Below are 19,607 nucleotides of genomic sequence, written 5' to 3'. Positions count from 1 at the left end.
ATTCATGGCTGGTGACACGACAATCACTGTCGTAGGAAACCTGACCGCTGATCCCGAGTTGCGGTTCACGCCGTCGGGTGCGGCCGTGGCGAACTTCACGGTGGCATCTACCCCGCGGATTTACGACCGCCAAAGTGGCGAGTGGAAGGACGGCGAAGCGCTGTTCCTGCGCTGCAACATCTGGCGCGAGGCAGCCGAGAACGTCGCCGAGAGCCTGACGCGCGGCGCCCGGGTGATCGTCACCGGGCGCCTCAAGCAGCGGTCCTTCGAAACCCGCGAGGGCGAAAAGCGCACCGTGGTCGAGGTCGAGGTCGACGAGATCGGCCCCTCGCTCCGGTATGCGACTGCCAAGGTCAACAAGGCCAGCCGCAGCGGCGGCGGTGGCGGCGGCGGCTTCAGCGGTGGCGGTGGCGGTTCGCGGCAGTCCGCGCCCGCCCAGTCCGGCGGATCCGGTGAGGACCCGTGGGGCAGCGCCCCGGCGTCGGGTTCCTTCGGCGGCGGCGACGACGAACCGCCCTTCTGACCTACCTAACTTTCACAGCACGAGAACGGAAAGATTGACACCATGGCCAAGTCCACCAAGCGGCGTCCGGCTCCGGAAAAGCCGATCAAGGCGCGCAAATGCGTCTTCTGCGCCAAAAAGGGCCAGAACATCGACTACAAGGACACCAACTTGCTGCGGACCTACATCAGCGAGCGCGGCAAGATCCGCGCCCGCCGGGTCACCGGCAACTGCGTGCAGCACCAGCGGGACATCGCGGTCGCGGTCAAGAACGCCCGCGAGGTCGCGCTGCTGCCCTTCACCTCCGCGACGCGCTGATCACGCGCGCCCAACGAAAGTATTTGAACGATGAAGCTGATACTCACGGCTGACGTCGACCACCTCGGTTCCGTCGGCGACACGGTGGAAGTCAAGGACGGTTACGGCCGCAACTTCCTGCTGCCCCGCGGTCTGGCGATCGTCGCTTCACGCGGCGCCCAGCGGCAGGCCGACGACATCCGCCGCGCCCGCGAGACCAAGACGGTCCGCGACCGCGAGCACGCCAACGAGATCAAGACCGCCATCCAGGCGCTCGGATCGGTCTCGCTGCCGGTGAAGACCGCGGCCGACAGCGGCAAGCTGTTCGGTTCGGTCACCGCCGGTGACGTGGTGGCGGCTATCAAAAAGGCCGGCGGCCCGAACCTCGACAAGCGGATCGTCCGGCTGCCCAAGGCCCACATCAAGGCCGTCGGGACGCACCCGGTGGTCGTGCACCTGCACCCCGAGATCGACGTCGAGGTCGCTCTCGAGGTCGTCGGCGAGAGCTAACTAGATCTGCCCTCACCCGGTGTGGCCCTGAGGCCGCACCGGGTTTTCGGCTGCGCGGAATCGGATTCGCGCAGCGGCATTCTGGCGAACAATTCCGAAGGTGTACGCACCGGGCCGGTGTAACCCTGCATTAACTCGGCGAAAATGTGGCTGAAAACCAACACGCCCGACACGATAACCTGCGCCGACACGCCGTAGAGATTCTTGTCCACATGATTTCGGCGGCGTTGTATGGCGGTCAGCAGCAGTGATGTACAAAAACGCGAGAATGATCCACAGGTACTCCACACCCCGTTCAACACGGGTGTTCAACGATATGCACACTCGATCCACAGCTTCATGAACAGGCCCTGTTGGAGTCCCGTCTAGCAACGTTTACGTTTTCATCCGGCGCGAAGCTAGGGGCTGGGGGTCGGTGCCATGACTTGCTCTCGGAATGTCAGTGATCGAATGTATGTTCGGTGGGTGAGTCGAAGGGAGGTGGTCTGTGGCGGTCGTCGATGACATGCCTCACCCGGGGATGGATACTCCGCCGCCGAGCGAGGACTACGGTCGCCAGCCTCCCCAGGATCTCGCCGCGGAGCAGTCGGTGCTGGGCGGGATGCTGCTGAGCAAAGACGCCATCGCCGATGTGCTGGAGCGGGTGCGGCCCAGCGACTTCTACCGCCCCGCCCATCAGAACGTCTACGACGCCATCCTGGACCTCTACGGCCGCGGCGAGCCGGCGGACGCCGTGACCGTGGCCGCGGAATTAGATCGCCGCGGGCTGCTGCGCCGCATCGGTGGTGCGCCGTATCTACACACGCTGATTTCCACGGTTCCCACAGCTGCCAATGCCGGCTACTACGCGGGCATCGTCGCGGAGAAGGCACTGCTGCGCCGCCTGGTCGAAGCCGGCACGCGGGTGGTGCAGTACGGCTACGCGGGCGCCGACGGCGCCGATGTGGCCGAGATCGTCGACCGGGCCCAGGCCGAGATCTACGAGGTCGCTGAACGGCGCACCTCCGAAGACTTCGTGCCCCTCGAGGACCTGCTGCAGCCGACGATGGACGAGATCGACGCCATCGCCTCCAACGGCGGCATCTCGCGCGGTGTGCCGACCGGGTTCACCGAGCTCGACGAGGTGACCAACGGGCTGCATCCCGGGCAGATGATCATCGTGGCCGCGCGGCCCGGTGTGGGGAAGTCGACCCTGGGACTGGATTTCATGCGTTCCTGCTCGATCAAGCACCGCATGGCCAGCGTCATCTTCTCGCTGGAAATGAGCAAGACCGAGATCGTGATGCGGCTGCTGTCGGCGGAGGCGAAAATCAAACTGGCCGATATGCGCTCGGGCCGGATGACCGACGATGACTGGACGCGTCTGGCGCGGCGGATGAGCGAAATCAGCGAAGCGCCACTGTATATCGACGACTCGCCGAACCTGACCATGATGGAGATCCGCGCCAAAGCGCGCCGACTGCGGCAGAAGGCAAACCTGAAACTTGTCGTCGTCGACTACCTGCAGCTGATGACGTCAGGTAAGAAAGTCGAGTCCCGGCAGATCGAAGTATCGGAATTCTCAAGGCATCTCAAGCTTTTGGCCAAAGAGCTGGAGGTTCCGGTAGTCGCGATCAGCCAGCTGAATCGTGGTCCCGAGCAACGCACTGACAAGAAGCCGATGCTGTCCGACCTTCGCGAGTCGGGCTCACTAGAACAAGATGCCGATATGGTCATCCTGCTGAACCGCCCCGACGCATTCGAACGCGACGATCCACGCGGGGGAGAGGCGGATTTCATTCTCGCCAAACACCGTAACGGCCCGACCAAGACCGTGACCGTGGCGCATCAGTTGCACTTGTCGCGGTTCGCCAACATGGCGCGGTGAGAGCCACCCCGGGCACATCTATTGCTGCCAGCCGCACCGGTTCCGTCAGCGGACCTCACGACCGCCGCGACTACGCCTGACCCAAACTCGGCCGGTAATCAGCCGCGTCGGCTTCGGCAGCAAGCAATGCACCGAGCTCACCCTCCTGCTGGGCAACGAACACACCGATCACCTGCCGGCACACCTCCGGCACGCTCACGCCACGCATATCGGCAATACGTTTCAGCCCGAGGAGCATTGACGTAGACACGTGAAACTGCACAGCGAACTGACCGCACGAACCGTCCTCTGGCGGCAACCCCGGACCCACTACCACAGGTTCATCCACCCCGTACTCGTCCACCTCGGCACGCCGAACTCGCTCAACAACCCCACCACTGGCGCCGCCACCAGCGTCGTCGGCCGGGTCCCGGAACTCTTCATGACTGAACAAACCCATTCCGCCCACGCTAGACCCCGCAGGATTCCCAGGCCGCCAACTAAGCGACCCCGGTCGCGAGAGACCCTAGCGAAGCGGAACCGTACGGTCCTCGGATTCGCCACGTTGACCGGTAAATCACCGAACCCGCGTCACCTGAATTTCTGCCACAAAGATTGACGGGGTATGGAGGTAATCCATCCTTGCCAAAGTGGCCCGACGTTTCTTGGCAGTCTTCCCTGAATCTCGACAACCCGCTGCTGTCGGGTCGATTCGGGCCCGTTGCGTCCGTTCACACTCAGCTCGGTCGGATCGCCAGCTGGCTGAGGCTGAACATGAACGAATTGGCGATGCCGGAGTTGAAGAAACCGACGTTGTTGTGGCCGGAATTGCCGAAGCCGATATTGCCGTTACCGGAGTTGAGCAGACCCGCCAGATTGATGCCCACCTGGTTGTCGCCGGTGAGCCCCATACCGATGTTGTTGTTGCCCCGGCCCGCGTGGAAGGTGTACAGGTCTGGATTGTTCAAGTCGGCTGGGCCGCCATTACCGAAATTGATGTTCCCGTTTCCGTTGTTACCGAAGCCGAAATTGCCGTTCCCGACGTTTCCAGCGCCGACGTTGCTGTTGCCCTGGTTGCCGCCACCGACATTGTTGTGACCCGACTGCGCGGAGGCGAGCGAGCTGTGACTTTTCGCCCCCGGTCCGTGGCCCGGGCCGGCGCCCCCAGCCCTCCGATGACACCCGCCTCGGATCCATCGGACCTCGCGGCCCGAGCAGTCGTGCCCACAGACGAACTGAGCGACTCGACGCCCTCCCGCAGCGGACCCATAAGGGCGGCGAGGCTCCGCCGCGCCTCGTGCCGTCCTTCGGCGATAGCGGTGTGTTCGCCACGAGCCGCCTCGACGTGTCAGAGGGCGGGATTAAGCTACGGGCCTGTTTGAGGCCGGGTTTCAGCGGGACCGGGGGAGGGGGAACGATGGCAGCCAGGGTGTGCCGGGATGACGACGATAACTATCTGGACTGGCTTGCCCGCCAAAGCGATCCCTCCCGTGCAGTAACTTGCCGCTCCGTCGACATCGTGCGCCACGCGGTCAAAGCCAGCGGTGGCCTGGGCGAGACGTGGTGCATCGACGGGGACGATGCGATACGGATCGGCAACCTGATGCTAGTGATCGAAATGGACGACCTCGGCTGGATTGTGACGGCGTACACGATCGACGGCGCAGAGGCCGATCTTTTCGCGGTGGTGGCCGCGGAAAACGGCAACCCTGTGCGGGTGGTTACCGATTGGCTGCGGGCCGCGGCTGGCACGATGAGCTGGAAGCGCGTCGAGCCGGGCGTGTACAGCTCTGGCGGTTATGTTGTCGGCAGGCTTGATACCGGTGAATGGTTCGCAGAAGGTCCCGGCGTTGATCAGTGCTTCGACCATAAGAACGACGCTCAGGCTGCGTGCGCAGCCGCCCGCAGCCATAGCACCCCTCTGCCGGCGAGTACCGGGCGGCGAAGGCGTGGGGACGGTGGCCCCGTTTCGTACCCGGCCGATGCAGAACTTGTCAGTTATTGAGTTGCCACACGGCGAAATTCAGGCAAATGGCGAACGTAGTCCAGAGAAGGTACGGCACTAGCAGCCATCCGGCCGCGGCGCTACGGCGAAAGAACAACACGACAGTGGTGACCAGGACCACCCACAGAATCGAGATGTCTATCAACGCGATTCCACGCCAGCGGAGTCCGAAGAACAGCGGCGTCCAGGCCGCATTCAGGGCCAGCTGCGCGGCGTACGCGGCCAGCGCAGTCCGGGTCGCGCTGAAGGGTCCGCTGCGCCACACCAACCAGGCTGCCACTGCCATCAGCGCATAGAGGGTGGTCCATACCGGTCCGAACAGCCACGAAGGGGGTGCCCACGAGGGTTGCCGCAGCCGGCCGTACTGCTGGGCGCTGTTGGCGGCGAGCCCACCTACCCCGGCGGTGAGCATGACCGCGAGCAATGACAAGCCCAGTGCGACGAAATTCGTGGCTCCCCGGCGGTTGGCGGCATCTACCATGCGACCACGGTAACGACCGGTCGTGCCCGTCAGCGGCCAGGGAGGGGTCGACCTCGGCCAACGCGCGTTCAGAACCATCAACTCGGTCCTGCCCTCTCGGCTAAGGACGCGCGGCAGTCACCTGGTTGCGAATGGTGCCGATACCAGCGACGTCGACTTCGACGACGTCGCCGGCGCTCAAGAAGCGCCCGCTGGTCTCGCCAACCCCTGCCGGCGTACCGGTCAGAATGACGTCACCACAATGCAATTCGGTCTGGTGGGACAGCGCCTCCACGATCTCGCCGAATTCGAAGACCATGTCATCAGTCGAACCTTGTTGCCGCTGATCGCCGTTGACGCGAGTGACAACGGTGAGCGCGCCTTGATCCCTGACACTGTCCGCCGTGACGATGCAGGGGCCCAGCGGTTTGAACGACGGAAACGACTTGGCCCGTACGATCGCCGCGATATCGACGAGCTGTCCATCACGGGTGCCCTCATGCTGAATGTCACGCGCGGAGACGTCATTTGCGACGCACATTCCGGCGATGTGATCCCACCCGGACCCCTGGGTGAGCGCATGACACGGCCGACCCACGACGATGGCGATCTCGCCTTCATAGTCGACGTGATCAGGGGCTTCCGGCGGCAGAACAATAGGAGCGAACGGACCTGAAAGTGCCGTCGACGGAATGGGAAGGCCGATCGGGCGCGGGGGAGCCTGCAAGCCGACCTCGTCGACGTGGCTTCGGTAATTGAGCCCGAGCAGAAACATCCGGCCCGCCGAATCTACCGGTGCGCGCAGAACGGCGTCAGTCATCGCGAGGCGGGCACGAACCGGTATTCCTGACACGTCAGCAGGGGTGTCCGCGAGCAACTGCGCGATGCTCGGTGGCCCCGAAATATCCAGGACCGCAAGCTCTTCGCCGTCAGCGCGTGCAATTCCCTGAGTCGTACGAAACAGCTGCAGCATTTCAGCGAGATCCCGCCAGAATGGTGGCGATCCGACGGGAGAAAAGCCACTGTCCGTCTGCCCCACGCCTGAACTCGTCGTCGAATGTGGTGATGGCGTGCGCGCTGAGTTCCTCGTCGCCACCCAGTACATACAAGAAGAGCAGGGACCGCGCCCGCGCGCAGTCTGCATCGGTTCGTTCAAAAACGATGTTGGTGATCTGGTGGCGTGTCTTGCGTGCGACATCGGCCTCTCGCGCGGCCATCGCCGTCGCAATTTGGCCATGGCCGCGTAGAAAGACGTTCGCCAAACCCATTTCAGCGCTTTCGGTGAACAAGTCGACGTTCTTGGTCGCCTCGCCCGAATCGATGTTGAATACGAACCGATAGATCAGATCCTGACACGCCGTCTGTGCGTGCAGTTGCTCCAGAAGGGAGTTGGCTGCGGGCGCTTGATCCTGCACGGGCGCGGCTCCTATCGACGGTTCCTGACGCTTCGCAGCAGCCTACGCAAAGTTGACTGAAAGTCAATACTGCCGACGGTCGTCTGCGGATAGATGATGGGGCGGGCACCCTCGGTGTACGGTTTCGCCTGTGCCTCGACAATCGCCGGCCAAGACGACGCGCAGCAGCGACGACAGCAAGCGACCTCCGGCCCGTACACCCACCACCGCCGGCACCAGGGCTGCGTCCAAAGCCGACCGACGACAACAGCTGACGATCGCGGCGCTGCGACTGTTTTCGCAACACCCGTACGACGACGTTTCGATCGACGACATCGCGAGCGAGGCCGGGGCGGCGCACGGCTTGGTGTCCTACTACTTCGGCGGCAAGCGAGGCGTGTACCTCGCCGCGCTCGCGATGGTCCAGCGGGATCTGGATTCGCTCACCCAGCCGTTGCAGTCCGACGGGGATGTAACAGCGCAGATCAAGGGGATGTCGCGGCGACACTTTGAGTATTTTCGCGCTCACCCCCACCTGATGATCGGAATGCTGCATTCCGGCCCTGTCGACCCGCAGACCAGTCAGATCGCCGAAGCAAATCAGGCCTCCGGTGCCCGGGCACTCGTACGGATGCTGAACCTGCCGGAGAACGACCAGCCGGCGCCGCTCGAGGCCGCTCTGCGCGGTTGCATGGGTTTTGTGAACGCCCTCACCGTCCACTGGCTGACCCACGATCAGGACCTCTCGATCGATCGGGTCGTCGACCTGGTTTTCGACGTCGTGACAGCCGCGGCCGCCAGCGCCGTGGGGATCTCGACCGTCGAGGCGGCGCTGGGACGACCCCTGGCGGGGCGCTGAACCGGCGCGATCGATTATTGACTATCAGTCAAACTCTTGGCACACTGTCCTACGAAGCGGGGAGTGGCTGCCGGCACCGTGACGACCCGCAACGACCGGCCGTTCGTCATGAATCTCGGGAGGCATCATGCCCGCGCCCCAGAAGCTGGCCCATATTGTCCTGGCGTCCGGCCAGCGCAACGTGATGCGCGACTGGTACTGCAAAGTGCTCAGTGCCCGAGTGCAATTCGAGAACGAATTCCTGTGCTTCCTGACCTACGACGATGAACACCACCGGATCGCCATCGGGGAGATGCCCGGTGCTCAGAAGCCTCCGCCCATGTCAACCGGGTTGCAGCACGTCGCATTCAGCTACGACACGTTGGGCGACCTGCTCGACACCTACGACGAGTTGCGATCACAGGACATCCTCCCGATTTGGTGCGTGAACCATGGAACGACCTCATCGCTCTATTACAGCGACCCGGACGGCAACTGGATCGAATTGCAGGTCGACAACTTCGCCTCCAACGAGGAAGGCAACGAGTATCTGCGGTCGCAGCGCTTTGCCGCCAATCCCATTGGGGTACAGCTTGATCCGGAAGCCTACCTGCAGCGGCTGCGCAATGGAGAATCAGCGCAAGATCTGCTGGCAGAACTAGCCCATGTTGAAGGTCCGCCGGCGCTTCTGCCGAATCACATCTAAGGTGGCTGGAAGTCGCGTTTCGGCGACGCGGGCGAAAACCGCTGCGATCCCTTTGCGCAGTCGCCCACGGAGACGGCTTGAGCCACGCACTTTCCGCGTGAACATCACCGGCTCATCGCCGACATAGCAGCAGTGCCCCACGGAACGCTCGACACGTACATTGTCGGGACACGCATCGCGTCATGTGACAATCCAAGCGAGCAATGTTGCTGCGGGGGAGCTAAGCCGCTGCGGGCTGCATGCGGGTGCCGACCGCCTGCGGCTCCTGGTTCACCGAACGCCAGTCGCGGTAATCGTGCCAGGCGGTTACAAGACCGGGGACGAGCACCGGGCTCAATATCGCGAGGCAGAAACCGATGATGGTGAGGTAGCTGCCGAAAATAGCCAACATAATATTTGTCGCCTCAATCCTAAGTCGAGTGGCCAGATGAGCGTTGCTTTGCGAAAGCTCTTTGAATTCGTCGCAAAGCTATCCGGACCACGGCCCAAAGACGATGTGTCCAAGAGCTCAAACTCTTGTCCTGTGGGGACAAACGCCACCAATACCGCCCGTCGGTAACGGGTGAAGGTAAGGGCTCGGCCCCGCCAGCCGCGGCACGTTCGAGGAGCGTCCTGGCAGCAGGTTCTCGCTCAACACATTTGGACCCTGCCCAACCGCCTGTCGTGGGCCGCGACAATCGCCAGTCAGGTCCTCGCCCGCAACAGAACGGCATTTCCGAACCAGTGACACAGCAGCAACGCAAGTTCGACGTCAAGCCGATCGTTTGCGATCCCACGCCCGCGCCTCGCCAACGCCCGAGCCACCCGGTACTTGACCGTATTGAAGTGCACAACCAACTCTTCAGCGGCAAGCTTGTAGCTAGCGCCACAGCTCAGAAACACTCGCAGTGTGTCGCGCAGTAATGCGTCGTTATCCGTAGGGCTGGCCAGTTTGCCGAGCACATCGGCGACCCACTCCCGGGCGTGGTCGAGATCTCCGCCGAGCAGCGCGGCCGCCCCTAAACCGGGGTCGCTACTGGCCAACGCGACGGCCCTTGACTTTCCACAAGCCAAAGCGAGGGTCCGCGCGGTCTCGGCCTGGTAGTGCGATCGACGAAATCCGTCGACACCGGGGGCGACCGAACCCATCGTCACATTCGGTGATTCGCTGCGCTGCAACGCATATCGCTTCACTGCATCGGTAATCTCCGCCGGCGCGCTTTGAAACGGCAACCATGCCCACGCGCTGGCACGGTCGGTAGCGACAAACAACGGCGCGGCAGTCGCCTGGACAGCTGCCCCCAGACCCCGTACGAAGCGGAGTAGGCGATTCAAATCGTCCGCCTCGGGACTGGCCACCGGATACCACAACGCCAGCCCCACATGATGCCAATTCAGTGGATAGCGAATCGCGTTGGTAGCCCAATCGGCATCAACATGCGAGCCACCCGCCAAGACTTCTCGAACCCGCAACGCGCGCAAACTGTTGTTGGACTCGAGCCACCGCTCGCGCTCCTCCTCGTAGATGGCGATGATCTGCTGCGACATCCAGTCGACGTAGATGAAGAGCATCTCAGTGATCGCCTCCACCACACCGACTCGTGATTCGGGCGCAATATCGATTCCGTGCAGCTCCCCGAAGACCAGATGCGTGAGGCGTCGCTGCCCCAAACGGTATCCGCGGATCAGCGCCGTCAGGGGCACTCCTTGTTGAGCAAGACGTCGGGTGTGCTCAATCGCGGCAGTCGGCGCCCGCACGTCGTCAACCGAAATGTTGTGGCGCAGTGCGTACAGGATGGTTTCCACATTGCCCTGAATGGCGTCGTCCAAGAGTGCAATCTGTGATTCGTCACGCGTCTCCGGAATCATTTCAGGAATCTCTTCGCGGACCGACACCTCAATCAACGAGACCGCGTCGGGCACCTTGTCGACGAGACGCGCGGCGAGCTCGGCGACGCACCGCTCGACATCGCCAGCTCGTGTATTCGTCACTGTGCTCATACATTCCCCGAAACATGCCGGACATCGCTGACCGGGAAGGCCCCGGAAATGGGAGGCTCGCGGACGCTGCGCGCAGACCCGGCATCGACCCGCCGCCGAGCGAAACGTACCGCCTCAATAGCCCTGGCCACACCTGTACGAACGGGGTGCTTTTATCTCCTAATCGGAGCACTGTGTGCGGCCGGCACCCGCAGGGGTACTGGCGCTTCTTGCGAGAGAGCTATCCGAACACTCCGTTCGAGCGATGGTGCGTGCGAGTGCTCGACGGTTGACTGAATTCATCGTGAATCACCAGACGCTGAGGTGGCAATGAACATCAAGCACTATCAAATGCTCATCGACGGAAAGCATGTCGACGCCGACGAGATGGACGAGATACTCGACCCGGCAACTGAAGAACTGTATGCGACGATCGCCAGGGGGACGGTCGGGCACGCCGACGCCGCAGTTGCCGCGGCGCGGGCTGCGTTCGAGTCGGGTACGTGGTCGCGGCTGGCCCCCAGCGAACGGTCGCGCATCATGACCAATATCGCTGACCGGATCGGGCAGGAGCTCGACGATTTGGTCGAGCTCGAGATCCACACCAACGGAGCTACGGTGCGGCAGGCGACGGTGTTCCACGTGGGTTATGCCGCGCCTCATTTTCTCTACTTCGCTGAGCTTGCAGCGTCCTACGAATGGCAGCGACAGATACCGACGGCGGCCTACCCGACGCTGTCAACGAATGTCCTGCACCGCGAACCCATTGGTGTGTGCGCCGCTATCGTGCCGTGGAACTTCCCGTTGCTCCTGGGCATTTGGAAGATCGGGCCGGCGCTGGCGGCCGGCAACTCGATCGTCATCAAACCCGACGAGAAGACACCCTTGACGCTCCTGCGCTTCTGCGAGATCGCACAAGAGTGCGGTGTCCCCGATGGGGTGATCAACCTCGTTACCGGGCCCGGGCCGGAGGTCGGTGCGCGGCTGGCCGAACACCCCGATGTCGACAAGGTCGCGTTTACCGGATCGACCGGGGTCGGACGCGAAATCATGCGGCTCGCCTCCGGCACCGTCAAGAAGGTGTCACTCGAACTCGGCGGCAAAGGCGCGCAGGTGCTGTTGGACGACGCCGACCTCGACGTGGCTATCGACGGCGCGCTTTTCGGCTGCATGTTGTACTCGGGCCAAATCTGCGAATCGGGCACCCGGTTGCTGGTCCCCGACGACATGTACGACCAAGTGGTCGACCGGCTGGTCGACCGCGCATCGGCACTGAAGCTCGGCGATACCACCGACCTTGATACCGACGTTGGTCCGGTCATTTCCGCCAAGCAGCGTGACCGGGTGCTCACATTCGTCGACGGCGCAAAGGGCGACGGCGCGAAAGTTGTTCTGGGTGGCGGGATTCCACACGGAGACCGCTTCACCAAGGGCTACTGGATCGAACCGACCATTCTTACCGAGGTTGACAACGACATGGATGTAGCCAGGGAGGAGATCTTCGGGCCGGTCCTGTGCGTCCTGCGATACTCCGACGAGGCAGATGCGATTCGTCAGGCGAATGACTCTCAATATGGGTTGAGTGCCGGGGTCTGGAGCACCGACTATGAGCGGGCCCTGGCAGTCGCGGCGCAGCTTCGGGCAGGCACAGTCTGGATCAACAACTGGCATCAGATCGATCCGGCCCTGCCCTTCGGGGGTTACAAGCAAAGCGGACTGGGCAGAGAACTGGGACAACACGCGCTCGACGAGTACACCGAGGCCAAGCATGTCCATGTCGACCTCACCCAGACACTTGAACGCCACATCTTCGACGCGTTGCTCTCGGAACCGCCCAGCTGAACATCCTGGGAAACGTGCGGCGCGTCGCGTTCCGGCGCAAAAAGCGTCGCGAAGAGGCTGTGCCCGTCGGTCATCTCATGCCGGCGGGCCACGGTCGTCAACCCTTTGGGGTCTGCGACCCCACCGCCCGCCGCCCGGCAAGTCGGCCTTCCGCTAGTTGCTCGCGCAGTTGCTTCTTATCGAACTTGCCCACGCTGGTCTTGGGTACTTCGGTGATGTAGGCGTATTCATCGGGCAGTTGCCACTTGGCGAACCGGCTCTGAAGGTGTGCATTGAGAGCCTCGGGGGTGAGATCCCCGCTGTTCACGACAACACAGGGCAGGGGCCGCTCAGTCCAGCGCTCATCCGGCTTTGCGATCACGGCCGCTTCCAAGACTGATGGATGAGACATCAGCGCATTCTCCATCTCGATGGAGGAAATCCATTCTCCGCCAGACTTAATGACGTCTTTGGTGCGATCGGTGATCTGGATGTAGCCAAGCGCGTCGATCGTCGCGACGTCGCCGGTTCGTAGCCAGCCGTCGTGGAACTTGTCTTCGCCGGCCTGCTCGTCGAGATAGTAGCCCGACGCTATCCATGGCCCGGCCAGCTCGAGTTCCCCGGATTGCTCGCCATCCCAGGGAAGTTCACGACCGGCGGGATCAACGATGCGAGCCTCAACGAGGGGTGTGATGCGGCCGGTCTTGGCACGGTAACGCCAGTACTCCGCACCGCTCGCGCCGGCCGGGGCCTCGGCGATCGCGACCAGCGGGCTTGTCTCCGTCATGCCGAATCCCTGCACCAGCGGAACACCGAAGGCTTCCTCGAATCGCTGCATCAGTGACAGCGGGACGGCGGCGCCGCCACAGGCGACCCGCCGAAGCGATGCCAGGGCCTGCGGTTCGAGTGCCGTCCTGCGCAAGACGTCACTCCAGATGGTCGGGACGGCCGCGGCGAAGGTGACCGCTTCGGCGGAGATCAGTTTGACCAACGGGTCGGCCTGCAGGAAACGGTTGGGCATCACCAGCGCAGCGCCCAACATGCCACATGTGTAGGGCAGACCCCAGGCGTTGGCATGGAACATCGGCACCACCGGCAACACCCGGTCGGTGGACCGCACGTCAAGGGTGTCGGTGAGGCATTCGGCCATGGCGTGCAACACCGTTGAGCGGTGCCCGTAGAGCACGCCCTTCGGATTGCCGGTCGTCCCGCTGGTGTAGCACAGGCTTGCCGCGGCAGTGCCCTCGATCGGGGGGTAATCGAAACCCTCGGGCTGGTCCGCGAGCAACTCCTCGTAGTCGACCGCCCTAGGCAGCCGGGCCGCGCCGACAGTTCCGCCGATGACAATGAACTGTTCGACGACATCGATCGCAGGAAGAATGCGTTCGAGCTGAGGCAGCAGTGAGTCGTCGGCGATGATCACGCGGTCCTGAGCGTGATTGATCACGTAGACGAGTTGCTCGTCGGATAGCCGGATGTTGAGCGTGTGCAGAACCGCGCCCATGCACGGTACTGCGAGATACGCCTCGAGGTGCTGCTGGTTGTTCCACGCAAAGGTAGCCACGCGGTCACCCGGGCGAATTCCGAAAGCGTGCAGCGCATTAGCCAGCCGGTCGGCCCGTCGTACCACCTCACCGTAAGTGGCGCGAGCCAACGATCCCTCGGCATCGAGCATCGTCACCACCTCGACACCGGCGTTCATCGTCCGCATCCGCCGCATGACGTGTTGAATCGTCAGCTCGAAATCGTTCTGAACCAGCGATTGCACCATCGGAATCCTCGTTTCCACCCGGAGGCGGCCGAATACCCGGTACCGCCATCAGATGGACGCGCTGTCGTGAACAGAGCGCGTGCATCCTCGTAACCACGCTAGAAACCCCAAGGGCGCCCGGCGATCTCCCGTTCGTAGGAATGCCCTCTGCCATCTGGTTCGGCGAGCTGTCTGGCGGTTACCGGTGCAGGTAGCGTCCGCGCTTGACCGACAACAACGCAGGGCGGCTGCACGCGGTACAGCTGCGCAGGGAGGAAGCAATGGAAATCGCCCGTGACCAGACTGGTTCGGATCTCGACACTAGAGTTTTCGACATCGACGGGCATCAGTTGCGCGTCGCGGTCCGGGAAGGGACATCCGACCGGCCACCATTGTTGCTGCTCAACGGTTTAGGGGTTCGAATCGAGGGTCTGCAACCCTTCGTTGACGCGCTGAGCCCGGCTGCCGGCGTAATCCGTTTCGACGTGCCGGGCACTGGTGAGTCGTCCACCCCGAGACTGCCGTATCGCATGTGGCAGGTCGCGCGGCTGACCAATCATCTGCTCGATGCGCTCGACGCTCCTGTAGTCGACGTATTGGGCGTTTCGTGGGGCGGTGTATTAGCGCAGCAGTTAGCATTCCAGCATCGCCGGCGGTGCCGGCGACTGATTCTGGTGAGCACTGCCGCAGGCGCGTTCATCCCTGGCCGCCCACAAGTCGTTCGGGAGATGTTGACGCGCAGACGTTTTGACGATCCTGAGCATGCCCGCGACGTGGCGCCCATGATTTACGGCGGTAAGGCCCGCACGGCAGGCCAGGCCCCGCCTCTGTTCAAGCATATGCGAAATGACCCACGGGGCTTGCTTTTCCAGCAACTGGCTGTATTGGGTTGGACCAGTATCCCCTTCGCCCGAATGATCAGGCAGCCGACGCTGATTTTGAGCGGTGACGACGATCCCATCCTTCCGCCGTTGAACGGCAAGCTACTGCGATCGCTGATTCCGAACGCGCACCTGCATCTCTTCAATGACGGTCACCTCGGATTGCTGACCAGTGCGGACGAATTGGCACCGCTGATCGAAAGTTTTCTCGATCAGCCCTGACCTCGATCAGGTTATCAACGCCGCGCCTTGCGGTCGGTCCCGGCGAGATCGGAGCGGCCGCCCCCCGATCGAGGGACGTCAGTCCATCTTCTGATGGCTGGTCCGGCGCTGTCGGGCGGACGAAGCTCGATCCAGACGGTTAGCACCGACAGAAGTAAAGGAGTTGGGGTGAGCCAAGTCCCGCAAATGCAGGAGCGAACGGTCGAACTGATCGTCGCTTCGCGTGAAGTACTGGCCGACGATGTCGTGGGCCTCGTACTTGAAGACCCCAACGGGGCAGGGTTACCGGCTTGGAATCCCGGTGCACACATCGACCTGTTACTGACCGACGCGATGGTGCGGCAGTACTCACTGTGCTCGAGTCCCGGTGACCTCCGGCAATGGAAGGTGGGCGTATTGCTTGACCACAACGGTCGCGGGGGTTCCGAGCATGTCCACCAAGCCCTCGAAGAGGGCACCACTGTTCAGGTGCGGGGGCCCCGTAACCACTTTCCCTTGCAACGCGCCCAGCGCTACCAGTTCATCGCCGGCGGTATCGGCATTACTCCGATCATGCCGATGATTGAGGCAGCCGAGGCTGACGGCGCCGACTGGCACCTGCTTTACGGTGGCCGCCAACGCTCCTCCATGGCCTTCCTGAAGGAACTGTCCCAATACAGCGACCGGGTTACCGTCTGGCCCCAAGATCAGGACGGCATTCTCGATCTGGCAAGTGTGTTGGCCATCCCGCGCGAGGACACCCTGGTGTACTGCTGCGGACCCGAGCCGCTGCTGAACGCCGTTGAAAAGGCCTGTGAAATTTGGCCGAAAGCTGCATTGCACGTCGAACGTTTCGCCGCTAGGCCGGCCGACCAGGCATCGTCGCAAGACGCACTCGACGAATTCGAGGTGGTCTGCCAGCGGTCCGGCATCACCATCGAGGTCGGCGCGGGGGACACGATCCTTGACGCGTTGCGGACCAATGGCGTCAGCATGTTGGCGTCGTGCATGGAGGGCATCTGCGGCACGTGCGAGACACCGGTGCTCGAAGGGACACCTGATCACCGCGATTCGGTGTTGAACGATGATGAGAAAGCGGAGAATGACTGTCTGATGGTTTGCGTCTCACGCTCGCGGACCCCGCGATTGGTGCTCGACATATGAAGACCAACTATCCACGGGACTGCTGGTACGTGGCGGCCACCGGTGACGAGATCACCGATCACCCCCTGCGCCGGCGCATCCTCGACCTTCCAATCGTGTTGTATCGCAGCGCATCCGACGGTGTGGTCGCGCTCGCTGATGCCTGCGGGCATCGCGGCTACCCCCTTTCGCGGGGGCGACTCGTCGGCAACAACATTCAATGTGGCTATCACGGAATCCAGTACGACCCGAACGGTGTGTGCGTCCTGGTGCCCTCCCAGCCGCAACCGCCCTACGGGGGCTGTGTTGCGCACTACCCGATCCGAGAAGTAGGTCCGTTCGTGTGGATCTGGCTCGGTGAACCTTCGCGCTCCCAGGCGCGTTCGGTCCCCGCCCTACCGTGGCTGACCGGGCCGGGCTGGGCGTCCTCGGGTGCGGCTGCTCACGTCGAGGCAAACTACATGCTGCTGCACGAGCACTACCTCGACCTCACCCACATCCCCTGGGTACACCCCGAGGAAACACCTCCAACCGTTGAAAACGTGCCGCCGCTCGATGAGATCGAGGTATCGGAGACCGCGGTGACATTCTCCCGCGAGATTCCGTTGGCGCCCCTGGCGCCGTGGGAAACTCAGGCCACCGGCCTGCCGCCCGCGGGTTCCTACCGGCGTCGGCACCATGGCACATTCATCAGCCCCGCCGTGCTTGCCGAAGGTTGGGATCTCTACAGCGATCGCGGCGACAAGTTCGGCCACGTTCGCATTCAAGCCGTGACCCCCGAGACACCCTCGACCACACATCTGTTCTGGCGGTTCGCCCACAACTACCGGTTGGACGACGCCAGCGTGGGTCAGCACCTGCACGACGTCTTTGAACACGTCATGCGCGTCGACGTCGACGTCATCGAAACCCTGCAAGCCAATGTCGGCGACGCAGGGGCCGGCCAAGGTTTCAAGGTCGCCGCCGACGCCGGGGTGCTCAAGGCACGAAGCATTGTCGGTTCGATGCTCGACAAGGAGAACCCACGTCGTACCCGGTCGTCGCGATGACGAGCCCCCGCGGGAGCGGCCTCGGCAGGCTGGTGGCGCCGGACCTACTCAAGGGCGCATCGGTATTCATCACCGGCGGCGGCAGCGGCATCAACCTTGGAATCGCTCGGTGCTTCGCGCAAGTGGGTGCCAACGTCGCCATCTGTGGCCGTACCCCAGAACGGTTGGACCTCGCGGCGCAAGAACTACGCGGTTTGGGTGCGCGGGTCTTCACGGCAGTCGCGGATGTTCGCGATCCCGATGCGGTTGCCGCGGCAGTCGCGAATGCCGGAGCCGATCTCGGCCCGTTGTCCACGGTCGTAGCCGGAGCGGCCGGCAACTTCATGTCATCCGCAGAATCGATGTCCAGCAAGGGATTCCGTACGGTGGTCGAAATCGACCTGGTCGGTTCGTTTCATGCCGCGCAGGCGGCTTTCGATCAACTCAAGCAAACCCACGGCAGCGTGTTGTTCGTTTCGGCGGGGCAAGCCGACAGACCCTACCTCTACCAGGCGCATGTAGGTGCCGCCAAGGCCGGAATCGACAGTCTGATGCGACATTTGGCGATCGAGTGGGGTCCACTGGGGATCCGTAGCAACGCCATCGTTCCCGGCCCGATCGAGGACACCGAGGGCATGAAGCGACTTGCTGCCCAAGCCGGCCCGCAGGCCTGGACCGACAGCATCGCTCTGGGGCGCTACGGAACGGCCGAGGAGGTCGGCGCGATGGCCGTGGTACTCGCGTCGCCCTTGGCGTCCTTCGTCACCGGGGCACGCATCGTCGTCGACGGCGGACTGGCGCTGTCGGGATCGGGCCTCGTCAACCGTGCCATGGTGCAATCGGTTGCCGCCGGACAGGCACAGGACGTCCGGTGAGTGCGACCGCTTCTCCGATGGCACCCCCAACGAGAGATGCGGTTGCCCCAAGTGCCGGATCGTCAAGCGGTTTGCTCGATGGCACCGTTCTAGGCATGACCGCAATTGCCGACCATCCCACGATTACCGACCCTGACCTGGACCTGTCGGCCCGGTCGTTTTGGGCGCAGGATTTCGAAACACGCGATAAGGCGTTTGCCCGCTTCCGCAACGAAAACCCTGTCCCGTATCACCGGCCGTACGAGTCCACGTTGCTGCCCCCTCAGGACGACACCCCCGGCTTCTGGTCGGTGACCAAGCACGCCGACTGCCGCTACATCTCGCGCAATCCCAAGCTTTTCTGCTCCGGCAAGGGCGTCCTCATGGAGGACATGCCGGAAATCGTGATCACGGCCACCGCTTCGTTCCTGGTGATGGACGGCGAGGCGCACCGCAAGTTGCGAGGCATTGTCGAGCAGGCCTTCACCCCCCGCAACGTCCGCAAGCTCACCCAATGGATCGATTGCCACGCCAAGGACCGCCTCGACGAGATCATCGATCGCGGCGAGGGCAACTTCTCCGAGGATTACGCCAAATACGTTCCAGGACGGATCTTTGCGCACTTTTTCGGCCTGGAACGCGACAGCGAAGAACAGCACATCGTGATGGAGGCCGCCGAGCGGATGCTGGCCTGGGATGACCCACGCATGGCCCTCGGCCGCGACGCGTTGACCACCCACGCCGAGGAGGCCGAACGCATTCAGGAGATCGCCCTGGCGCAAGCCGAGAAGCGCAAGAAAGAACCCAAGGATGACCTGATGAGCTGGGTTGTCAACGCGGAATTCGAGGGACAGACGCTCGAGGACTGGGAGATCGCCGCGTTCTTCTCCCTGCTTGGTTCGGCAGCCAACGACACCACCCGTCATTCCATCGCCCACGCGGTCCGCCTTTTCTCCCAGCACCCCGACCAGAAGGCCTTGCTCGTGCAGGATCTCGAGGGCCGGGTCGGCATGGCCACCGAGGAAGTCATCCGCTACTGCACTCCGGTGATGCACTTCCGTCGCACGGCCACCGAGGACGTGCGAATCCGTGACGCCGAAATCAAGGAAGGCGAGCACGTCGTGATGTGGTACTGCTCGGCCAACCGTGATCCTGACGCGTTCGACGCACCCGAGAAGTTCAACATCTTGCGCTCCCCGAATGACCACATGGGATTCGGTGCCGGCGGGCCGCACTTCTGCCTCGGCAACGCGCTCGGCCGACAGATGCTGCGGTCGGTACTCACCGAAATCTACACGCGCATACCGGATATCACGCTAACCGGTGAACCTGACTTCCAGATCAACAACTTCATCCATGGCGTGCACGCGCTGCCCGTGAAATGGACACCCCCTACGTCTCGTTGACCGGCG

General features: G+C 63.0%; 21 protein-coding genes. 13 read left to right on the top strand and 8 right to left on the bottom strand.

The annotated features are described in order from the left end of the window. The first annotated feature begins 4 nt into the window (after window positions 1–4). From ACNQS7_RS20025 to dnaB, 4 genes are all read left to right on the top strand, one after another. Entirely contained in the window at window positions 5–523 is a 519-nt protein-coding gene (locus ACNQS7_RS20025; RefSeq protein ID WP_055578153.1) for a single-stranded DNA-binding protein, read from the top strand. Between the two features lie 42 nt (window positions 524–565). Further along, on the top strand, window positions 566–820 hold the full coding sequence (gene rpsR / locus ACNQS7_RS20020; RefSeq protein ID WP_055578154.1) for a 30S ribosomal protein S18: 255 nt from the start codon (window positions 566–568) through the stop codon (window positions 818–820). Between the two features lie 30 nt (window positions 821–850). Beyond that, the gene (rplI, locus tag ACNQS7_RS20015; RefSeq protein WP_055578155.1) at window positions 851–1,309 is read left to right on the top strand and encodes a 50S ribosomal protein L9; all 459 of its coding nucleotides are present in this window, start codon (window positions 851–853) and stop codon (window positions 1,307–1,309) included. 487 nt (window positions 1,310–1,796) lie between these two features. Next, complete coding sequence (gene dnaB, locus ACNQS7_RS20010; protein ID WP_418013930.1) at window positions 1,797–3,176, top strand: replicative DNA helicase; 1,380 nt, start codon at window positions 1,797–1,799, stop codon at window positions 3,174–3,176. A gap of 70 nt (window positions 3,177–3,246) precedes the next feature. On the opposite strand, the gene ACNQS7_RS20005 is transcribed toward dnaB, so the two are convergent. Beyond that, the gene (locus tag ACNQS7_RS20005; RefSeq protein WP_418013929.1) at window positions 3,247–3,615 is read right to left on the bottom strand and encodes a hypothetical protein; all 369 of its coding nucleotides are present in this window, start codon (window positions 3,613–3,615) and stop codon (window positions 3,247–3,249) included. Between the two features lie 277 nt (window positions 3,616–3,892). After that, entirely contained in the window at window positions 3,893–4,123 is a 231-nt protein-coding gene (locus ACNQS7_RS20000) for a hypothetical protein (protein ID WP_418013928.1), read from the bottom strand. Between the two features lie 449 nt (window positions 4,124–4,572). Between ACNQS7_RS20000 and ACNQS7_RS19995 the strand changes: the two genes are divergently transcribed. Then, window positions 4,573–5,160, top strand: a complete 588-nt coding sequence (locus tag ACNQS7_RS19995) for a hypothetical protein (protein ID WP_418013927.1) — start codon at window positions 4,573–4,575, stop codon at window positions 5,158–5,160. Here ACNQS7_RS19995 and ACNQS7_RS19990 read toward each other — a convergent pair. The 3 genes from ACNQS7_RS19990 to ACNQS7_RS19980 all read right to left on the bottom strand — a co-directional run bounded on the left by ACNQS7_RS19990 (window position 5,150) and on the right by ACNQS7_RS19980 (window position 7,035). Beyond that, entirely contained in the window at window positions 5,150–5,641 is a 492-nt protein-coding gene (locus ACNQS7_RS19990; RefSeq protein WP_418013926.1) for a TspO/MBR family protein, read from the bottom strand. The two genes, ACNQS7_RS19995 and ACNQS7_RS19990, sit on opposite strands and share 11 nt — an antisense overlap. Window positions 5,642–5,741: 100 nt before the next feature. Next, window positions 5,742–6,593: a fumarylacetoacetate hydrolase family protein gene (locus ACNQS7_RS19985; protein WP_418013925.1), complete on the bottom strand. Its 852-nt coding sequence runs from the start codon at window positions 6,591–6,593 to the stop codon at window positions 5,742–5,744. Between the two features lies 1 nt (window position 6,594). Next, entirely contained in the window at window positions 6,595–7,035 is a 441-nt protein-coding gene (locus ACNQS7_RS19980) for a nuclear transport factor 2 family protein (protein ID WP_418013924.1), read from the bottom strand. Between the two features lie 130 nt (window positions 7,036–7,165). Between ACNQS7_RS19980 and ACNQS7_RS19975 the strand changes: the two genes are divergently transcribed. Further along, window positions 7,166–7,873, top strand: coding sequence for a TetR/AcrR family transcriptional regulator (locus tag ACNQS7_RS19975; RefSeq protein ID WP_418013923.1), 708 nt, complete (start codon window positions 7,166–7,168; stop codon window positions 7,871–7,873). Window positions 7,874–8,000: 127 nt separating this feature from the next. After that, complete coding sequence (locus tag ACNQS7_RS19970) at window positions 8,001–8,558, top strand: VOC family protein (protein WP_418013922.1); 558 nt, start codon at window positions 8,001–8,003, stop codon at window positions 8,556–8,558. 220 nt (window positions 8,559–8,778) lie between these two features. On the opposite strand, the gene ACNQS7_RS19965 is transcribed toward ACNQS7_RS19970, so the two are convergent. Then, window positions 8,779–8,946, bottom strand: a complete 168-nt coding sequence (locus tag ACNQS7_RS19965) for a hypothetical protein (protein ID WP_418013921.1) — start codon at window positions 8,944–8,946, stop codon at window positions 8,779–8,781. Between the two features lie 296 nt (window positions 8,947–9,242). Further along, window positions 9,243–10,538: a PucR family transcriptional regulator gene (locus ACNQS7_RS19960; protein ID WP_418013920.1), complete on the bottom strand. Its 1,296-nt coding sequence runs from the start codon at window positions 10,536–10,538 to the stop codon at window positions 9,243–9,245. Window positions 10,539–10,847: 309 nt separating this feature from the next. Here ACNQS7_RS19960 and ACNQS7_RS19955 point away from each other — a divergent pair, with 309 nt between their 5' ends. After that, window positions 10,848–12,359: an aldehyde dehydrogenase family protein gene (locus ACNQS7_RS19955; RefSeq protein WP_418013919.1), complete on the top strand. Its 1,512-nt coding sequence runs from the start codon at window positions 10,848–10,850 to the stop codon at window positions 12,357–12,359. 97 nt (window positions 12,360–12,456) lie between these two features. Here the strand turns inward: ACNQS7_RS19955 and ACNQS7_RS19950 are convergent, their stop codons facing one another. After that, window positions 12,457–14,109: a long-chain fatty acid--CoA ligase gene (locus ACNQS7_RS19950; RefSeq protein WP_418013918.1), complete on the bottom strand. Its 1,653-nt coding sequence runs from the start codon at window positions 14,107–14,109 to the stop codon at window positions 12,457–12,459. Between the two features lie 203 nt (window positions 14,110–14,312). Here ACNQS7_RS19950 and phaZ point away from each other — a divergent pair, with 203 nt between their 5' ends. The 5 genes from phaZ (at window position 14,313) to ACNQS7_RS19925 (ending at window position 19,601) form a co-directional block, all read left to right on the top strand. Beyond that, complete coding sequence (gene phaZ / locus ACNQS7_RS19945) at window positions 14,313–15,191, top strand: poly(3-hydroxyalkanoate) depolymerase (protein ID WP_418013917.1); 879 nt, start codon at window positions 14,313–14,315, stop codon at window positions 15,189–15,191. Between the two features lie 93 nt (window positions 15,192–15,284). Then, entirely contained in the window at window positions 15,285–16,334 is a 1,050-nt protein-coding gene (locus ACNQS7_RS19940) for a PDR/VanB family oxidoreductase (RefSeq protein WP_418013916.1), read from the top strand. Next, on the top strand, window positions 16,331–17,362 hold the full coding sequence (locus ACNQS7_RS19935) for a Rieske 2Fe-2S domain-containing protein (protein WP_418013915.1): 1,032 nt from the start codon (window positions 16,331–16,333) through the stop codon (window positions 17,360–17,362). Before ACNQS7_RS19940 ends, ACNQS7_RS19935 begins: the two co-directional genes overlap by 4 nt. Beyond that, on the top strand, window positions 17,359–18,216 hold the full coding sequence (locus ACNQS7_RS19930; RefSeq protein ID WP_418013914.1) for an SDR family oxidoreductase: 858 nt from the start codon (window positions 17,359–17,361) through the stop codon (window positions 18,214–18,216). The genes ACNQS7_RS19935 and ACNQS7_RS19930 overlap by 4 nt, the downstream gene beginning before the upstream one ends. A 71-nt stretch (window positions 18,217–18,287) precedes the next feature. After that, entirely contained in the window at window positions 18,288–19,601 is a 1,314-nt protein-coding gene (locus ACNQS7_RS19925; RefSeq protein WP_418013913.1) for a cytochrome P450, read from the top strand. Window positions 19,602–19,607 lie beyond the last annotated feature (6 nt).

The sequence above is a fragment of the Mycobacterium sp. 23 genome (assembly GCF_048287075.1).
GTDB lineage: Bacteria > Actinomycetota > Actinomycetes > Mycobacteriales > Mycobacteriaceae > Mycobacterium > Mycobacterium gordonae_B.
Note: the sequence above shows the minus strand (reverse complement) of the source record. Positions and strands in the feature narration are given on the sequence as shown.